Here is an 18,934-nt window from a genome sequence, read left to right on the forward strand (position 1 = left end):
CACTACGTGAAAAAGAAAAGGCAGAAATGATTATATTCCATCTCTACCTTTTCACTGTTATTTTAATTTAGCAATCCGTTTCTCCATTTCTTTTTGTGTCATCGGTCCAATAAACTTATCTTGAATGACACCTTTTGTATCTATAAAATACGAAGTTGGGATCGTAATGACTTTATACGCTGTTGTTACATCAATGTTCTTGTCCAATAAAATAGGAAAAGTAATTCCTTTTTCCTTTGCAAAATTACTTACCTTTTCTATCCCCCCGCCTTTTTCTGAAGGCGTATAATTTATTGCTAAAATTTCTACATTTTCTTTATGCTCTTTATAGAAAGCCTCCATATCTGGCATTTCTTGCTGGCAAGGCCCACACCACGTTGCCCAAAAGTTTAAAATCACTTTCTTTCCTTTTAAATCTGATAACTTTACATTCGTTCCATCTAACTTCGTTAATTCAAAGTCTGGCGCACTCTTCCCTATTTCAATACCATTACTTGCAATCATTTCTTTCATAGCAGCTTCACTTTTTGTGCGCTCCCCTTGGACCGCCTGATCGTTTTTACCAAACTGTTCATAAGCTGCATATCCTGCTAAACAAAGTAATACTACAATAATCGTAAGCTTCCGCCACATGTTATATCACCCTAACGTATTTATCTTCTTTTAACATATTTATCAAAATACTATATACCTTATTTTAGCTTATACGGACAAGCTTGGAAATATTCACAGTCTAAATAATTAGAATATTCTTATTTAAAGTTCATTTTTTTCCTTTTTATCATATAATTAGAAAAATAAATGCAGTGTTGTTTATTTTCTTATGGACCTATTCACCTTTTTACTTTCGTAGTTATATAAACTTCAACAAAAGGGGGGTTTTTTATGAATTCATTCGAAAAAATAACATTATATATTCTTAGTTTTCTTTTATACCCAATCGGTATTATTACATGGATCATTTCACTCTTTAGTAACGATCTTGAAAAAAAGAAAGTAGGGCGTATTTGTCTCTACGTTTCTCTAGTCTCATTCGTCCTTTTCTTAATTCTTGGAATTGCAACTTTCCTTATGACAGCTACTTTTAACGTCGATCTGAATCATTCAGAATCTATCGAGTATCAAATAAATGACGCTGAATAAAGATAAGAGCATTGTTCTTATCTTTATTCACATCTCTTAAAAAATGAATGACTATTTATTAATTTTTCAGGACTTCCACATGCTACAATACTTCCTTCTTTCATGATGACAACGCGATCTGCTAGTATTACTTTCTCTACATCATGTGTCGCCACAATTCTCGTGACCTCGCCTCCCAGCCCTTCTATCATATTCCAAACAATTTCTTGATTGCTCGGATCTAATCCGGCAGTCGGTTCATCTAAAATAATAAGATTTGGATTTGAAACAATTGCTCGCAATAATGCAAGACGTTTCCTTTCTCCTCCCGAAAACTCTTCACCACTTTTATGTAATACAGTTTGAATCCCTTCAGGCAAGTCCCTAATAATTGATGTTCCATTTACAAGTTCAATATTTTTTTCTAACCGGTGTTCTATATACTCTTCACCGAAATACATATTCTCTTTTACTGTCGTCCGAAAAAAACGTGGTTCTTGCCACACTGTAGTCAATCGAGCCTCATTTCCATAATAAGCAACGCTACCGTTAGATGGTTTATACAAGCCTGCCATTAATTTTAAAAGCGTTGTTTTTCCTGCACCACTTTCTCCTACAATCATAATGAGTTCACCAGGTTTAATTTGCAAATCAATATTATAAATTCTGCATTTCTCTTCATCATTCTCCTGAAATGAAACATTTGTTAATGTCATCCCCATCGCTCTTTCTACATTACTATTTGCCACTCGCTTATCTAAAAAGGAAAAAACTCTATTTGCCGAAGCAATTGCAACTTGTGTCATCATTAATAAATCGCCCACATAACGGACAGGGAAAAAGAGCATTTCAATTGTCGCTAACGCTGCAACAAGTGAACCAACTTCTATTTCCCCCTTCATTATTTTTTGCACACCTATAATGAGAACAACGATATATGCTCCTGTTTCAATCACCGTTCCAACTACCCCAATGCAATGTTGCATCATCGTCTTCTTTACTTCTGTTTTATAAGATTGTGCTGTTACTCTCTTAAATAAGCGAATGGCCCACTTTTCTTTTTGTAAACTACGCAAATCTTGTACTCCTTTTACAAACTGTGACACCATCTCTACAACAGTTGACTGATTGTTTTGAGCAATACTTGCAATATTTCTTACCTTTTTCCCCATCAATATCGGAACCGTTGCACTTAAAAATAAAAACGGAGTTACCCACAATATAAACTGTATATCTATATGTTGTAGTGCTATGAACGCACCTATAAATTGTGCAATGGCATGTATATATTCTATTAATATAGAACCATATAATCTGACCCAGTTTGGAATATCAGACACAACTAACGTTTCTAACTCTCCTTGTTTGATTTTCTCACTCTCTTCAAATGGTAATAAGAAAAAATGGCGCAATACATCTATACGCTTCTTTTGCAATATTCGTTGACTTGCTTTTGAGCTTACATAATCAAATGAAAGATTGTTCACCCACATCAACAAGCGGCTAACTGCAAACAAAGTAATGTAAAGATACGCTCCCTTCAGCTCTCGTTGAATTAGGTTATCTACAATTAGTCCCATGAATAGTGGACGAGATAGATTTAAAATAGCTGCAAAAATCCCACTGCATACAGCTGCTATTACTAATATTTTTTCTTTCTGTAACGGTAACAAAATTCTTTTATATTCTTTCATAATATCCCCTCCATTTTTATAGTAAAAAGAAAGGGATGAAACCAAATGGTTTCATCCCTTTCCATAAAGTGAAACTTTAATCAGTGGGGGTTTTCTTCATCCCCCACTGATTATCAGCCCTCACCAATCGGACTTTTATGGACAGCCCGCCCCCCACCTAACTTCTTTGCTTTCGCTGCATTTTGAGGTGGGGGTCTTACTGCCCATTAAAGTCGGATAAAATAAGGAAGCTAACAGTTGTTAGCTTCCTTATCATTCATTTCAATTGTTTAGTTCGACACTTTAGACTCTTCGATTTTCTCACGAAGAACCATTTGCAGAATACCACCGTGACGGTAGTAGTCAATTTCTACTTCACTATCGAAACGAGCTACTACTTCAAATTGTTTTTCGTTGCCATCTGCATCAGTTGCAACTACTTTTACAAGATCGCGTGGTTTAACTGTTTTGTCGATTTGAATTTCAAATGACTCGTTACCAACAAGACCTAATGTTTCAGCGCTTTCACCATCTTTAAATTGAAGCGGTAATACGCCCATTAACACTAAGTTACTGCGGTGAATACGCTCGAAGCTTTCTGCGATTACTGCTTTAATACCTAATAAGTTTGTACCTTTTGCAGCCCAGTCACGAGAACTTCCCATACCGTAATCTTTACCTGCAACAACTAGAAGGCCTGTGCCGTCTTCTTTATATTTCATAGCAGCATCATAGATTGATGTTACTTCACCAGTTGGCCAGTATGTTGTATATCCGCCTTCTGTGCCTGGTGCAATTTGGTTTTTAATACGGATGTTCGCGAATGTACCACGCATCATCACTTCATGGTTACCACGACGAGAACCGTAAGAGTTAAAGTCAACTGGTTGTACGCCGTTTTCTAATAAGTAGCGTCCAGCTGGTGTATGCTTACCGATTGAACCTGCTGGTGAAATATGGTCTGTCGTTACAGAGTCACCAAATTTACCAACTACGCGTAAGCCTGATAACGTTTCAACTTCACCTGGCTCTTTAGATAAACCTTCAAAGAATGGTGGATTTTGAATGTATGTTGAATCATTATCCCAAGTATATAAAGCTTCGTTTGAAGTTTGGATTTCATTCCAACGCTCATTGCTATTAAATACTTGTGCATATTCTTTTTTGAACAGTTCAGATGTAACAACGCTTTGAACTACATCTTCAATTTCTTTAGCTGATGGCCAAATATCGTTGAAGTAAACAGCATTGCCATTTGCATCTTTACCGATTTCATCATTTTTCAGGTCAATATCAACAGTACCTGCAAGTGCATATGCCACAACAAGTGGTGGTGATGCTAAGTAGTTCGCTTTTACAAGTGGATGAATACGACCTTCAAAGTTACGGTTACCAGATAAAACAGATGTTACTAATAAGTCGTTTGCTGCGATTGCTTCTTCTAATTCTGGCGCTAATGGACCAGAGTTACCGATACAAGTCGTACAGCCGTAACCAACTGTTTGGAAACCTAATTGATCTAAATATGTTGTTAAACCAGACTTATCTAAGTACTCTGTAACAACTTTAGATCCTGGTGCTAATGATGTTTTTACGTATTCAGGTACTTTAAGTCCTTTTTCAATTGCTTTCTTCGCAACTAGACCTGCTCCAATTAATACGTACGGGTTTGATGTATTTGTACAGCTTGTAATTGCAGCGATTGCAATTGCACCTGTTTTCATCGTTACTTCTTTATCTTCTAATGTAACCTTCACCTCTTTATCGAACTCTTGCTCATTAAATCCAAGTCCTTGTGTTCCAACTGGTGCTACAACAGCTTTGTGGAACGCATCTTTCATATCTGAAAGTGGAATTAAATCTTGTGGGCGTTTCGGTCCAGAAAGGTTAGATTCAATTGTATTTAAATCAATTTCAACAAGATCAGTGTAAATTGGATCTTTGCTGTCTGCTGTATAGAATAAACCGTTTGCTTTACAGTATTCTTCAACAACTCGAATTTGCTCTTCATCTCTACCTGTTAAACGTAAGTATTCTAATGAAATATCATCGATTGGGAAGAATCCACAAGTTGCGCCGTATTCTGGTGCCATGTTTGAAATTGTTGCACGGTCAGCTAAAGGCATGCTCTTTAGTCCATTACCGAAGAACTCAACGAATTTACCAACTACACCTTTTTGACGTAATACTTGCGTTACTTTTAATGCAACGTCAGTTGCTGTAGTACCACTTGGAAGTGTACCAGTTAATTTCACACCGATTACTTCAGGTACTGGGAAGTATGAAGGCTGTCCAAGCATTCCTGCTTCTGCTTCAATACCACCAACGCCCCATCCAAGAACACCGATACCGTTAATCATTGTTGTATGTGAGTCTGTTCCAACTAATGAATCTGGATATGCAACTAAGTCACCTTCCGCATTTTTCACAGCGTGAACAACTGGTGCTAAATATTCAAGGTTTACTTGGTGTACAATACCTGTAGCTGGTGGAACTGCACGATAGTTATCAAATGATTTTTGTGCCCAGCTTAAAAATTTATAACGTTCTTCATTACGTTTAAACTCTAAGTCCATGTTGAATGCAAGCGCGTCTGCCGTACCCGCTCTATCAACCTGTACAGAGTGATCAATTACAAGGTCTACAGTAATTTCCGGATTAATTTTATCAGGATCCCCACCCATGTCTGCCATTGCTTTACGAAGCGAAGCCAAATCAACAACAGCTGGAACACCAGTGAAATCTTGTAAAATTACACGAGATGGTTTAAATGGAACATCGATATCTTGCACATCTTTCGTTCCCCATTTCGCTAAATTTGTAACATGCTCTTCTGTAATTACACGTCCGTCTACTTGACGAAGTACTGACTCAAGTAAAACTTTCACGGAATATGGTAATTGAGATACGTTGCCAACCCCTGCGTTTTCAAGCGCTTTCAAATCATAATAATGATACGTTTTTCCATCTACTTCAAAAGTTGCGCGTGATTGAAATGGATTATGTTTGACCATTATGTTTCCCCCCTGTTAAACGTGACTAAGTTGTCTGAATATAAAATGTAGACAAACTTTTCAATACCTTACGATAATATCTTATTACAACTTTCTAAATAAGTAAATAATAAGAAACTTATAGATTATCATAAGTTTTCTTTATGTTTCTAAATTTGAATAGTGTTCATGCTCCTTATGAATACTATTACCATAAAGTAAAGTGCTCTATTAGCGCTTTACTTACAGTTCATACATACTATGAACTGCTCATCATTCAACTTACAAAAAAAGTTATAGAGGTGAAATAAAATGGGTAAAAGAAAAGCAAATCATACTATTTCAGGAATGAATGCGGCATCTGCACAAGGACAAGGTGCTGGTTATAACGAAGAGTTTGCAAATGAAAACTTAACTCCTGCAGAACGACAAAATAATAAGAAACGCAAAAAGAACCAGTAACGAAAAATCCCAAAAGGAACATTCACCTTTTGGGATTTTTTCTAATGTTTATAACGTAACAATTCCGAAACCTTTACAAATCGATAGCCTTGCTTTTGAAGCTCCGGTAAAATTTTTGCTAGCGCTGCTACTGTTTGACTACGATCATTTCCTCCATCATGTAACAATACAATATCTCCGCTTTTAGCATTTTTCACTACATGATTTACAATGGATTCAACACCTGGATTTGCCCAATCACGTGGGTCTTGGTGCCATGACCATAGTACAGTTTGATACCCAGCTTCTTTCGCTGTTTTAAATACAGCATCGTTAATATATCCACCAGGTGGACGGAATAACAAAGGTTCTTTTACCCATTTTTCAAAATATTTCTTTCCATCTAAAATATCTTTTTTTAATTTTTCATCTGATGAACTATTCGCATATAAATGATTCATCGTATGATTTCCAATTTCATGTCCCTCTTTCAACACTTGTTTTACTAAATATGGATTTCGCTGCACTCGAAATCCGATCATAAAAAATGTTGCTTCCGCTTTATATTGACGTAATAAATGTAAAACTTGTGTTGTATAAGTTGGATCTGGTCCATCATCAAATGTAATGGCAATAACCTTTTCATTATTAGGTACTTCCCACGTTACATAGCCAGTTGGTTCTAGCTCTTTTCTGAGCAACATTTTCGCTTCCACTTTTTCCACTTGAAATATATGTACTGCGCATAGTAAAGAAAAAATTACTAAAAAAACTTTCTGTTTTAGCATAATATTCATTAAAGTAAGAGATTGTCGAATACCAACAATCTCATTTACTTTTCTAATTGATCTACATTTCGCATAATGTTTTGGAGATTACTTTCATATTGCTCAAGTTGTGGACGTTGTGTTTCTGAAGCTACCTCTAGTGCATTTTGAATTTGTTCATATGCTTCCTGAACCTCTTGGCGTAATTCTTTTAAATCATGACCGTAGTTTGGATCATTTTTCACAATGTTGTTAAATGCATTTTCTGCTTGTGTAACGCCTTGCTGCGCTGCTTGAAAAGCTTGTTGCTTATCTTTATGATATGGCATTATACAATCCCCTTTCCATAATAGTTAGTCCCACTTATCTTTACCTTTTTTTCTAAAAACATTCTCGTATAAATTTGCAAACTTCTCTCATTCTAAAAAGAAAGAGGAGGTGTCACAGACAATGAGCAAAAACAATCGTGAAGCGAAAGAAAAAAAAGGACAACCCGAACCATTAAGCGGATCTCATAAAGTAAAAAACCGTAACCATTCACGCCAAAAACATCATGCACATCATGATATGTAAAACAAAAAATGCACACTAGCTACCTTTTCCACATACAATGTTTATATTTTTCCATTTATTCTTCACCCCTACTTCATTCATGCATAACATAGTATGAATTGAGATTTTACGGAGGGTGTCTTACATGGGCAAGAAAAAGAAGGATTGTCTTTTTCATGTTGATGGTTTCGAAGAATGGATGGATCAGTTTTGTTCTGATTCTTGTAGCAACTTTAGTTTCCCAAATCAAATTCATATTGACCTTTGTGAAACGGAACAAGAATACATTTTGGAAACAGATGTACCAAATGTAAAAGAACAAAATGTAGTCATTAAAAAGATGAAGACAGGCCTAAACATTTGCATACTTCATAAAAATATTTCTTTGCAGAGAATCATTCCTTTACCCGATAATATTATTTATAAAAAGATGCTAGCCTGCTTAGAGAATGGATATTTAGCCATTCATATTTCCAAAAACGAAGTAGCTAATAAACATGAAGAGAAAGTTCTTTTTCAAATTGAGAATTAAAATAAATACAAAGATAAGCCCCAGTCGTCTACTGGGGCTTATTTTATTTCGCATGTACTTCCATATTAGAATTTCTGTCATATCTTTTTTTCAATAAACCTTTTGTAATTAAAAGTACAGGAAATGCTACAGTTGAAAATATAGCTAACGCTGAAAATACAATAAATCCATTTTGATATCCGTAGTAATCAAGAAGTACTCCCCCAAACCACGGACCAATTACTGCTCCAATTCCTGAAAAACCCATCGCTCCGAAGTATGTTCCTTTTAAATGCGCAACAGCAATATCATCAATAAATACATCGGTCATCGAAAACATTAAGACTTCTCCAATTGTAAAAATAATTGTACAAATGGCAGCACCTAGCGTAGATTCTATTATTCCAAATCCAAACAATCCTCCGCTCACAAATAAAGTTCCAACCATAATGGATACTAACGGTGTATACTTTTTACATATTTGAATAACAGGGTATTGAATTACGACTACAACAATCGCATTTAAAGCTAACATATATGAAAATAATTTCACTCCATCCTGGAATATATGTGCATTTGCAAAATATTGAGATACCGTCGTCGTCAAATGTGAAAAACCACAATTACTCAAAATAATACCGACTAAAGCAACTAAAAATACTATATCTTTTCGCAATATACGCATTGCATTTAGCATTGTAACAGGTTTTTCTGTACTCACTTTCTTTTTTTCCATTGGATACTTCTTAAATTGGAACGCTAGTATAGCTGTATATAGAATATATACCCCAGCTGCTACTAAAAAAGGAATTGTTGATTTTGCACTTCCAATCTGTAGTCCAACAATTGGTCCAATTGCAACTCCAACATTTATTGCACCATATCGCAAGTTATAGACGAGTAACCGATACTCAGGCTTTGTTAAATCTGATAATAATGCTCTTGATGTTGGCTCAAAAAACGACCTACATAATCCATTTAAAGCGTTTAATAAAAAGAAACTTAAAACATGATCTGCAAGTGAAAAACCTATAAACACAAACATCCAAACAATCATGGACCAGAGCATAATCATTTTCCGGCCAAATCGATCTGATAAATTCCCTCCGATAAAACTAGCAAAAACACCAACAAGTGCACTCGTTCCAATAATAGCACCAGTCATTCCAGCTGATACACCTTTAACAGTCGTTAAATAAATCGCTAAAAAAGGGATACTCATTGACGTGGCGAACCTCGCAAATAAAGTCCCTATTATAATTGTCATTCCTAACGGATGAATATTTTGTAACTTCCCCTTCATCTTAAAAACCTACTCTCCCTGTTATCACATAAAAAAAGAAAGCAAAGGATCTGCTCTCTTTTCCCTTTTTATACTTGAGCTGTTGATACCCGAGCTGTTCTCGTTATATCCATATCTATGCCATATGTAAACTGTAATTCTTTACAAACATCTTTAATTAAAATTGCTACATTATACTTTTCATTAAATTGTAAAACGATGTTTTCTACTTCTTCATATGTATACTTATATTCTCCTGTAATAACACTTTTTAGATCAAAGCATTCATTTATACAAAGTTGCACAAGCAGCTGGTCATATTTCTCGATTACATCTTCTTTCTTCCACAGTACCTCTTTTACATATAACCGATCAAACTTCACACTTTCTCGATTACAATCCGTTAAAATCCGGGTCATTTCATTTAATTCTCGATACAATTCAGAAATATTTTTGCTTAAACTAAGCAGTTTATCTACGCCATTTTCATATAACATATTCATTCCACCCCCGCATTTTCTTTTTCTTATTATAGCAAGAAAATTCTAAAAAAAGTTTCTTTCTTCTGAAATATTAGGAAACTAATTTCGATTGCTTTACAATGAAACTAGTGAACACGAAAGGGGAAAGAAAATTGGAGCAAAAATTATATTACACTGACGCTTATAAACAAGACTTTACTACAAAAGTTATAAAGCAAAATTATGATAAAGACGGTAACTTATACGTTGTTTTAAACGAAACGGCATTTTATCCGACAGGCGGCGGACAACCACATGACACTGGAACTTTAAATGGTATTGCTGTACTCGATGTTGAAGAAGTCGATGAAGAAATCCGCCACTTCATTACAGAACAATTACATACAGAAGAAGTAGAAGGTAAAATTAATTGGGAGCGTCGTTTTGATCATATGCAACAACATGCAGCTCAACACATTTTATCTGCTGCTTTTTGGGATCATTTTAACATACCTACGATTGGATTCCATCTTGGTAGAGAAACGGTAACAATTGATTTAGAAACAGAAAATCTGCATACAGAAACAGTTGAAAAAGCAGTACAAATTGCAAACAATATAGTTTTTGAAAACCATCCAATCCGTATAGAGTGGATGAACTTAAAAGAAGCGAAAACGTTACCCCTTCGTAAAGAACCGACTATGACTGAAAATATACGCGTTGTTATGATCGAAAACTTTGATTATAACGGCTGTGGCGGAACACACCCGAAACGTACTGGTGAAGTAGGTCCTATTCAAGTTCTTAGCTGGGAACGCAATAAAGGTGGCATACGACTAATGTTTATCGCTGGCTGGCGCACACTAAAACTTGTGGGGCAACAGCAACAAATTATGAAGGATGTTTCCAAACAATTAAACAGTAGCGAAAGTGATATTTCAGCAAAAGTAGCACAACTGCTTACTTCTCAAAAAGAAAACGAAAAAACAATACAAACAATGACTGAAAAATTATTATATGCAGAGGCAAACGAACTACTTCAACACCCTACCGAAATACATGCTGGCATACTTATTTCTAAAATGTTTACAAATCGTTCTATGCAAGAAGTCTCAAAGCTTTCTGCTATTATTACAGAACAACAAGAGCACGCCATTACATACTTTGTCATTGAAAATGATGACAAACTACAATGCATCCTTGCTTGCGGAAAAACAGTCACGCTCGATATGAATGCTCTGTTAAAAAAGGCACTTCCTACAATCGAAGGAAAAGGCGGCGGAAATAAAAAGAGTGCGCGCGGCGGCGGAAAAGCGGTTATGACTGGGGATGAGTTTTTAAATCAACTTGTTTCTTCTTTACAGTCAGCAGTGTAAAACATGTTTATGAAGGATAGCTAACGGCTATCCTTCAACTATATTTACAGGCCTACATTTTGTTTCAAGCCTTGATAACTCCCTGCATTTGCAAACCCTTCATTTACCAATTTTATAAAAGTTTCCGAAAAACCATAATGACTTAATTCGTTAATCGGTACCATTTGCACATCATGAATTGGATTATGATCAAACTCATTAGAAGGTAGCGTAATTTCTCCCTCGATCCTTTCAAGCAGAAACGTAATATGTAATAAAGATGGCCTAACATCTGGTTTATCACAAACATAGAGTAGCTTCTTAATTTTAACTTCTAACCCTGTTTCTTCTCTCATTTCTCGAATCATCGCTACTTCTAACGTTTCACTATTCTCTACCCTTCCCCCAGGTAAAGACCAATTGCGATTAGCTACTTTTTGGTTTACTAGCAATAACTTTTCATCTTCAATTAAAATTCCAGTTACACGAACTTGCATTACATTTTCCATATGTAATCTCCTCTTCCCGTTATATTTACAAATTAATCCTTCCACAAAAAGAACGTACGTTTTATAATTAAAGGAAATTATGGAAGAAAGAAGTTGTTACATTCATGCGTCCACTTTTAACAAAGTTTATATCACTTGAAGATTTCCAAAACTATTATTGGTTAAAAGCAGAACTCCAAACATTTTGTCGTGAGCATGGTTTGCCAGCTAGTGGCTCTAAGATTGAAATAACCGAGCGTATCTCTCATTATTTACATACTGGTAAAATATCGAAAAACAACTCTGTTCAAAAGGTGAGTAAAGCTTCCCTCTCTTATAAAGACCTTTCTCTTCAAACAATTATTACTAACAATCACCGCTGTAGCGAAGATGTTCGTGCTTTTTTCAAAGAAAAAATCGGAGCAAACTTCCGCTTTACAGTAGCTCTTCAAAAGTTTTTTAAAGAGAATGTTGGCAAAACATATGAAGACGCGATAACGTTTTGGTATGAAGAGAACGAACGAAAAAAAGATCCTACTTATAAAACAACTATCAGCTCGCAGTTTGAATACAATCGCTTTACTCGCGACTTTTTCGAAGATCCAAATAACAAAGGGAAAACAAAAGCTGATGCTATCGCTGCTTGGAATGAAATAAAAGCAAAACCTGGTAGCAATGTTTATGTTCCTCAAAAAGTAGAAAACTAGTTCCTTTCTAGTCTTCTACTTTCTCAAATAATAAAGCAAGCCCTATTCCGCCCCCAATTCCTAACGTCGTAATTCCATACTTCATATGCTCCCTTTGCGCTTGATAAAACAAACGTGTTACAAGCATAGCCCCAGATGCACCGTACGGATGACCGAGCGCAATTGCACCACCATTTACATTTAATTTCTCGTACGGAATTTGTAACGTCTTTGCACAAGCAACAACTTTTGAAGCAAATGCTTCATTTATTTCAAAATAATCAATGTCCTCTACTTTCATATTCATTTCGTTTAATAATTTGTTCACCGCAAATATTGGACCAGTCCCCGGAAGGTTGGGATCCACTCCAACTACAGCACTGCGAACGAAACGAAGAACGGGCTTGTATCCTAACTTTCGAGCTTGCCGCTCTTCCATTACAAGAACTGCACATGCCCCATCATTTACACCACATGAGTTTCCTGCCGTTACTGTACCATTTTGTAAAAATGCAGGTTTTGTTCTTTTAATCATTCGTTCATAATTCATTTCTAGCTTTATAGATTCATCTAATAATCCATTAAAAGACATTATTTCATCATGTATATATCCTTTTTCTAACGCTTGCAGTGTTCGTTTATAACTGAGGCAAGCATACTCGTCTTGCATTTCTCTCGTGATGTTATAACGTTCTGCAACATATTCAGCCGCTACTCCCATACTAGGATCGCCAATTGTTTCTGGTGAAAATCGCGCTCTATTTTGAAAAGGTGATGTACTTGTACTCTCTACTCCTCCTGCAATATAACAATTACCTGCCCCGCCTTGAATGAAATAACATGCGGTGCGAATCGCTTCCAACCCGGCACCACATTGCCGATCAATTTTTACTCCCGGAATATGATAACCAAGTCCTGCTTCTAAAGCAGATAATCTCGCAATATTCCCTCCTGGTCCCACAACATTCCCTAATATAACATCGTCTATTTCTCTCTCAATCCTTTTACTTAAAAACGTAAGGAGTGGTGCTGCTAATTGCTGAACTTCATAATCTTTTAACATCCCATTCTCCTTACCAATGGGTGTTCTTTTCGCCTCTACAATAACTGCCCTATTCATATATTTTCTCCCGTTTTTCAATCATACTTTTTGCTACCATACGAGCAATCTTTCCACTATTTGTATAAGGTATTTCATCTACAAAATGCCATTCTTTCGGTATTTTAAACGAGGATAATCGTTGTAAGCAAAAACTCCTTAATTGTTGCCTCGTAGCACTTCCTTTGACGATGGCGACAGGCTTTTCACCCCAATAACTATCATTCACACCAACTATAACTATTTCATCTACAGCTGGATGTTCATGTAATACACTTTCTATTTCTTCTGGAAAAATATTAATTCCTCCAAATAAAATCATATTCTTTTCTCTACCTACAATATATATAAAGCCTTCTTCATCTTCATAGCCTACATCTCGCACTGTCATCCAGCCATCTGCATTCAATTCTGGAACTACAATCCCATTTAATATGTAACCCATAAAAAACTGATCACTTTTCACATAAACAGTTCCTACCTCACCTTTCTGTACTTCTTCACCTGCTCCATTACATATTCGAACTTGCACATTGTGACAAGGTTTCCCTACTGAATTTGGCCTTCTTTCACTCTCTTCATCAACTAATGCTGTTACAAAACTTAGTTCCGATGCACCGTAAAATTCATATTTTTGCGCATAAGGAAATATACTCTTTATTTTTTCTTTCGCCTCAGCTTCCCATTTCGCTCCTGACGAAATAATTTTCAATGTATTTTCTATTACTCTTTTTTCTTTATATAAAGATTCTAGCATTGTCGGAACTGTATACATGACCGAATTTTTTTCCGTTTCTAACTTATCCAACACTTGATTCGGAATAAACTTTCTCATAATATGCACCGTTTGTCCTATATATAATGCACTTATTGCCCCGTATAAAAAAAGAGAATGAACGAGCGTTCCAGCTATTAAAATAGAATCTTCCTTTTTCATATGAAAGTCATGTATATTGCAATCAAAACTATGAACCCACGATTGTTGCGCACGTAAAAATGCTTTTGCTTTTCCAGTTGATCCTGATGTAAACCCCATATAAAAAGGAGCATGTTGTACATTTTCTACAGGATAATATGCAGGCAGTTTGTTCTCTATCATTCTTTTCCACTCATCAATTTCTATTACTCTTCCTTCCTCTCCCGATATATCATTCAACTTATATCGTTCCGTCACAATCATATCCGGATTACTGATTACTAGTCTTTCCTTTAGCTCATCCTTTTTCCATTTTATATCTAATGGCACACAAACCCATCCGGCCATAGCAGCACCTGCAAATAGTTGTAAAAACTCGATACGATTTTCTAATACAATTGCTATCGTTTTATTCTTCGATTCTTTTTCAGCCAACCAGTTTGCTACTTTGCACACTGACTCAAACCACTCTTTATATGTTAAAACTCGATCATTTTCCTTTATTGCTATTTTATTCGGTTGTAAAGAGGCATAATTTTTATATTCTTTTGTAATCCCCATTTGAGACGTCCTTTCTTGACAAAATAATAAAAAGAAACACGTAATGAACGTGTTTCTTCTCTTTCTTATCCCGCTTTTGTATATTTCCCATTCTTTAAAGCTGGCGTAATAATATGTTTCAATGAACGATGTAATTTTGTTACAAGAATTGCTGCTATAATTGCTTTTATGCAATCACCTGGTAAAAATGCGACACTTACTTTCATCGTCTGCCATATAGAAATATCCATTACAAAAGCTTGTACAATAATACCAAATACATAAACTACGAAAATACCACCAATTATATTAATACATAATACTTTTATTATAGAAACTTCACGTAAACGCTCAATTAAATAACCAATGACAAATGCTCCAACGATATAACCAAGTAAATATCCTGCACTTGGCCCAACAAATACACCAAAGCCACCGCGTCCACCAGCAAGTAATGGTGCTCCAACTCCTACAATAAGTAAGAAAACTAGCTGACTTAATGCACCAAGACGTGATCCTAATAGTCCACCAGCAAGCATAACACCAAGTGATTGTAATGTAATTGGAACTGGTGTAATAGAAAGAGCAATTGGAGGAATTAACCCTAACACTCCCATAATAGAACTAAATAAAGCGACGAAAACTAAGTTTTTTGTATTCATATTTGCTTCTCCTATTTGTAAACTTAAAATGATTTTTAGGTAACATATTACAGGAGTTATATTATCTTTCTATCTAGCGTTTGTCAACTTGTTTTCGTATTAGGTTTACAAATATAGATTCCATTATTTCTCTTTATGCAAATGCTCAAGTTCTTTCCGAAGCGCTTGTTTTAAAAACTTCCCAACAGATGTTTTCGGTATTTCTTCCATAAATACAATATCGTCTGGTAACCACCACTTCGCAAACTGTGGTTTTAAAAACTCATATATTTCCTCTTTTGTTACTGTACTATTTTTCTTTTGAACGACGCAGGCAACTGGGCGCTCTTGCCACTGCGGATGAGGAACAGCAACGACAGCTGCTTCAAATATAGCATCATGTGCCATTAAAGCATTTTCAAGGTCAACTGAAGAAATCCACTCTCCTCCGCTTTTAATCACATCTTTCGTACGGTCAACAATCTTTACGCAACCTTCCTCATCCACTGTTACAACATCTCCTGTATATAACCACCCATCTCGAAACCCTTCGACAGTACGTTCATCGTTATAATAACTTTCAGCGATCCACGGCGCTCGTAAACATAGTTCTCCCATCTCCGTACCATCCCACTTCACTTCACCATTTGTACCGACTACTTTCATCTCTACACCAGGTACAAGATACCCTTGTTTTGATCGAATTTCTAATTGCTCTTCATACGATAATTCTGTTTCATAACTTTTTAAACGCGCAAGTGTTACGAGTGGGCTCGTTTCCGTCATACCATATGCATGGATGAAAGGAACATTATGTTTCTGTTCAAATGCTTTAATAACACTTTTCGGTGCAGCTGCACCACCACATAGTATTCTCGTCATACTAGATAAATCGTAACTATTATTTTCTAACTCTTGTAATACACCGAGCCAAATTGTCGGCACACCAGCAGCTAACGTCACTTTTTCAGATTGGATCATTTCTAATAAAATTTTTGGTGTAAACATCGGTCCTGGAAGAACTTGTTTTGATCCAAACCACGTAGCAGCGAAAGGAAGTCCCCAAGCATTCACATGGAACATCGGTACAATCGCCATTGCTGCATCACTTTCCGATAAAGCAGCTGTATCCGCTAAACCAAGTGCCATACAATGCAATACAGTACTACGATGCGTATATACAACACCTTTTGGATTTCCTGTAGTCGCCGACGTATAACACATACCAGCAGGTGTGTTTTCATCAATATCTTTTACAAATTGGAAATTTGGATCGCCTTCTTCTAATAGCTTTTCATAATGATATACAGGTTCTAGCGTAGTATTTGGAAGTTCATCTTTATCAGTCATAATAATGTAAGCTTGTACAGCTGATAGTTGTGATTGAATATTTTCAACGAGCGGTACGAGATCTTCATCTATAAGTAGAATGCGATCTTCTGCGTGCTGAATAATATATGAAATATGTTGAGGAGATAAACGAATATTAATTGTGTGCAAAACAGAAGCAATACCTGGAATAGCAAAATACGCTTCCACATGTCGATGATGATTCCACGCTAACGTTCCTATACGCTCGCCTTCCTTAATTCCTAACTTTTTTAACGCACTGGAAAGCCTTCTCGTCCTTTCACCTAACTGCTTATACGTTAACGTCGTAATTGTATCATGTGTCCGTGAAACAATTTCTTTCTTTGAAAACAATTTTTCTGCTCTTTCCATCATAGAACTAATTGTTAGCGGTACATTCATCATCATATTGGTTATATCCCCCTTTAAAGCGTTTTCATTTTTCGTTTATTATAACAGACTCTCGTAAATAATTACGACATTTTTCTGTATTTTCTGAATTATTTCTTTGGAAATAATTCAGAAAATACTAAGAGAAAATATACTAAAATTCCTTCTTACGATATATAAATACCGAAATAACAAAAGAAAAGATATATATGATAACGCCAAATATTGTATATAGAATTGAAACGTATACAGATAAATTTAAATTTGATATTGGAAATTGTCCTATTAAATAGCCAATTACACTTTGTAATCCAAAATAAATAACAAGTCCCCCACATGCGCCTCCAATTGTAATAGCATCAGATTTTTCTGCTCCAAAAATATAGAGGAGTGGATAGGCTATTGCTCCGGCATTAAGGATGATGAACGTCCCTAAAGAAACACTCTTAAATATATCATCATCAATTGGCGTATCTGAAACTGAAGCATGTACGTAAAATATGCTATACGATAATAAAGTACCAATAATTACAACTATAAAATAGAAAAGGTAGTGACTTTGCACAATGTTATTTCTAGTAACCGGTAAAGTAAGTACATATTTTTCATAACCCGACTTACTCTCATACTTAATAACTTCAAGTGCAGGAATTGCAGCAAATAAGATAATGAATGTAGCAATTAAACGGTACATTGATGCATTACCAAAATAAAAAACAAATCCCGATCCTAATATCGCTATTCCCATGAACGTAAAGAAAGTTCGATACACTAGATAATAGTTTGTCAATAATAAACCTTTCATTTATTTTTCACCCCTTGTTAATAAAACACTTATTTCTTCTATCGAAATGGTTCTATGAGCAATCCCATTTGGTAGTTTATGCACATCTGATACAAGTACATTGAAATAAGAACCATTATTCCTTTTCACCACAACTATATCTTTGTTGATTAAAGTTAGTTGTTCCTCATCAACATCTACAATGGCATAATTGTCTAAAACCTTATCCTTTTCTTCATTCAATAAAATTTCTCCATCTTTTATCACAATAAGGTGACTAGCTATTTTTTCTACATCACTCATAATATGTGAAGAAAGTAATATACCACCATTACTTTTATTCACAAAACTTTTTAATTCCTCTAACACCTGCTCCCTAGATGAAGGATCAAGACCTCCCGTCGCTTCATCTAGAATTAATAATTTGGCATTATGTGATAATGCAACAGCTATAGATAGTTTCATCGACATTCCACGGGAAAACCTACCTACTTTTTCATAAGTAGGTAAAGAGAAAGAATGAACTAATCGGTAAAAATTTTCTCTATCCCAAGAGTCAAACATCTTTTCAAAAACCTTATTTATTTGTTTTATTGTAAGATGAGCCGGGAGATTCATAGCATCAAATACGACTCCAATCTTCCCCTTATTCTTGGCATCTTTATTTATATTTTCTTTACCAAATATTTTGACTGTACCACTATCTTTAGAAATTAATTGTAGTACTGTTTTAAAAGTTGTTGATTTCCCTGCCCCATTGTCACCAATGAATCCAACAATTGATCCAGACGGCACATTGAAAGAAACATCTCTTAAAACAACTTTGTTTCCAAATGATTTACTTAAATTTTCAATTTCTAGAAGATTTGACATCATTACACTC

General features: G+C 35.5%; 20 protein-coding genes. 6 read left to right on the forward strand and 14 right to left on the reverse strand.

What is annotated here, in order from left to right:
• Window positions 1–57: 57 nt before the first annotated feature.
• Complete coding sequence (locus ACTFRN_RS00715) at window positions 58–633, reverse strand: TlpA family protein disulfide reductase (RefSeq protein ID WP_000269068.1); 576 nt, start codon at window positions 631–633, stop codon at window positions 58–60.
• Between the two features lie 252 nt (window positions 634–885).
• Between ACTFRN_RS00715 and ACTFRN_RS00720 the strand changes: the two genes are divergently transcribed.
• Complete coding sequence (locus ACTFRN_RS00720; protein WP_001083879.1) at window positions 886–1,143, forward strand: hypothetical protein; 258 nt, start codon at window positions 886–888, stop codon at window positions 1,141–1,143.
• 23 nt (window positions 1,144–1,166) lie between these two features.
• Here ACTFRN_RS00720 and ACTFRN_RS00725 read toward each other — a convergent pair whose 3' ends face one another.
• Both ACTFRN_RS00725 and acnA read right to left on the reverse strand, forming a co-directional pair.
• A complete protein-coding gene (locus tag ACTFRN_RS00725; protein ID WP_140383342.1) occupies window positions 1,167–2,816 on the reverse strand; it encodes an ABC transporter ATP-binding protein in 1,650 nt (549 codons plus the stop codon).
• Window positions 2,817–3,085: 269 nt separating this feature from the next.
• Window positions 3,086–5,809: an aconitate hydratase AcnA gene (gene acnA, locus ACTFRN_RS00730; protein ID WP_000238560.1), complete on the reverse strand. Its 2,724-nt coding sequence runs from the start codon at window positions 5,807–5,809 to the stop codon at window positions 3,086–3,088.
• A 291-nt stretch (window positions 5,810–6,100) separates the two neighbouring features.
• Here acnA and sspO point away from each other — a divergent pair, with 291 nt between their 5' ends.
• Complete coding sequence (sspO, locus tag ACTFRN_RS00735; RefSeq protein WP_000518052.1) at window positions 6,101–6,250, forward strand: acid-soluble spore protein SspO; 150 nt, start codon at window positions 6,101–6,103, stop codon at window positions 6,248–6,250.
• 41 nt (window positions 6,251–6,291) lie between these two features.
• Here the strand turns inward: sspO and pdaB are convergent, their stop codons facing one another.
• Window positions 6,292–7,017: a polysaccharide deacetylase family sporulation protein PdaB gene (gene pdaB / locus ACTFRN_RS00740; RefSeq protein WP_116733340.1), complete on the reverse strand. Its 726-nt coding sequence runs from the start codon at window positions 7,015–7,017 to the stop codon at window positions 6,292–6,294.
• Between the two features lie 44 nt (window positions 7,018–7,061).
• Window positions 7,062–7,325: a hypothetical protein gene (locus ACTFRN_RS00745; protein WP_001146297.1), complete on the reverse strand. Its 264-nt coding sequence runs from the start codon at window positions 7,323–7,325 to the stop codon at window positions 7,062–7,064.
• Window positions 7,326–7,446: 121 nt separating this feature from the next.
• Here ACTFRN_RS00745 and ACTFRN_RS00750 point away from each other — a divergent pair, with 121 nt between their 5' ends.
• Together ACTFRN_RS00750 and ACTFRN_RS00755 are read left to right on the forward strand one after the other, a co-directional pair.
• The gene (locus ACTFRN_RS00750) at window positions 7,447–7,569 is read left to right on the forward strand and encodes a small acid-soluble spore protein P (RefSeq protein ID WP_000042141.1); all 123 of its coding nucleotides are present in this window, start codon (window positions 7,447–7,449) and stop codon (window positions 7,567–7,569) included.
• A 124-nt stretch (window positions 7,570–7,693) separates the two neighbouring features.
• Entirely contained in the window at window positions 7,694–8,080 is a 387-nt protein-coding gene (locus ACTFRN_RS00755; protein WP_000516733.1) for an Hsp20/alpha crystallin family protein, read from the forward strand.
• 43 nt (window positions 8,081–8,123) lie between these two features.
• On the opposite strand, the gene ACTFRN_RS00760 is transcribed toward ACTFRN_RS00755, so the two are convergent.
• Window positions 8,124–9,362, reverse strand: a complete 1,239-nt coding sequence (locus ACTFRN_RS00760; RefSeq protein ID WP_000676819.1) for an MDR family MFS transporter — start codon at window positions 9,360–9,362, stop codon at window positions 8,124–8,126.
• Between the two features lie 68 nt (window positions 9,363–9,430).
• A complete protein-coding gene (locus ACTFRN_RS00765; RefSeq protein WP_000965140.1) occupies window positions 9,431–9,838 on the reverse strand; it encodes a hypothetical protein in 408 nt (135 codons plus the stop codon).
• Between the two features lie 137 nt (window positions 9,839–9,975).
• On the opposite strand from ACTFRN_RS00765, the gene ACTFRN_RS00770 reads away from it, so the two are divergent.
• Window positions 9,976–11,178, forward strand: a complete 1,203-nt coding sequence (locus ACTFRN_RS00770) for a serine-tRNA(Ala) deacylase AlaX (protein WP_000435907.1) — start codon at window positions 9,976–9,978, stop codon at window positions 11,176–11,178.
• A 44-nt stretch (window positions 11,179–11,222) separates the two neighbouring features.
• Here the strand turns inward: ACTFRN_RS00770 and ACTFRN_RS00775 are convergent, their stop codons facing one another.
• Window positions 11,223–11,666 carry an NUDIX hydrolase gene (locus ACTFRN_RS00775; RefSeq protein WP_000432556.1) on the reverse strand — a complete coding sequence of 148 codons (444 nt, stop codon included), beginning with the start codon at window positions 11,664–11,666 and terminating at the stop codon, window positions 11,223–11,225.
• Window positions 11,667–11,770: 104 nt separating this feature from the next.
• Between ACTFRN_RS00775 and ACTFRN_RS00780 the strand changes: the two genes are divergently transcribed.
• Entirely contained in the window at window positions 11,771–12,352 is a 582-nt protein-coding gene (locus tag ACTFRN_RS00780; protein WP_014893556.1) for a DUF6434 domain-containing protein, read from the forward strand.
• A 7-nt stretch (window positions 12,353–12,359) separates the two neighbouring features.
• Here the strand turns inward: ACTFRN_RS00780 and ACTFRN_RS00785 are convergent, their stop codons facing one another.
• The 6 genes from ACTFRN_RS00785 to ACTFRN_RS00810 all read right to left on the reverse strand — a co-directional run bounded on the left by ACTFRN_RS00785 (window position 12,360) and on the right by ACTFRN_RS00810 (window position 18,924).
• A complete protein-coding gene (locus ACTFRN_RS00785) occupies window positions 12,360–13,451 on the reverse strand; it encodes an acetyl-CoA C-acyltransferase (protein ID WP_088106463.1) in 1,092 nt (363 codons plus the stop codon).
• Window positions 13,444–14,907, reverse strand: coding sequence for an acyl-CoA synthetase (locus ACTFRN_RS00790; protein ID WP_000513190.1), 1,464 nt, complete (start codon window positions 14,905–14,907; stop codon window positions 13,444–13,446). Before ACTFRN_RS00790 ends, ACTFRN_RS00785 begins: the two co-directional genes overlap by 8 nt.
• 65 nt (window positions 14,908–14,972) lie before the next feature.
• On the reverse strand, window positions 14,973–15,548 hold the full coding sequence (locus ACTFRN_RS00795; RefSeq protein WP_001093341.1) for a biotin transporter BioY: 576 nt from the start codon (window positions 15,546–15,548) through the stop codon (window positions 14,973–14,975).
• A 123-nt stretch (window positions 15,549–15,671) separates the two neighbouring features.
• On the reverse strand, window positions 15,672–17,285 hold the full coding sequence (locus ACTFRN_RS00800; RefSeq protein WP_049111932.1) for a long-chain fatty acid--CoA ligase: 1,614 nt from the start codon (window positions 17,283–17,285) through the stop codon (window positions 15,672–15,674).
• 136 nt (window positions 17,286–17,421) lie between these two features.
• Entirely contained in the window at window positions 17,422–18,072 is a 651-nt protein-coding gene (locus tag ACTFRN_RS00805; protein WP_000677371.1) for an ABC-2 transporter permease, read from the reverse strand.
• Window positions 18,073–18,924 carry an ABC transporter ATP-binding protein gene (locus ACTFRN_RS00810; RefSeq protein ID WP_000067335.1) on the reverse strand — a complete coding sequence of 284 codons (852 nt, stop codon included), beginning with the start codon at window positions 18,922–18,924 and terminating at the stop codon, window positions 18,073–18,075.
• Between the last annotated feature and the right edge of the window lie 10 nt (window positions 18,925–18,934).

It is taken from the genome of Bacillus cereus group sp. MYBK245-2 (assembly GCF_051916145.1).
Taxonomy (GTDB): Bacteria; Bacillota; Bacilli; order Bacillales; family Bacillaceae_G; genus Bacillus_A; species Bacillus_A pacificus.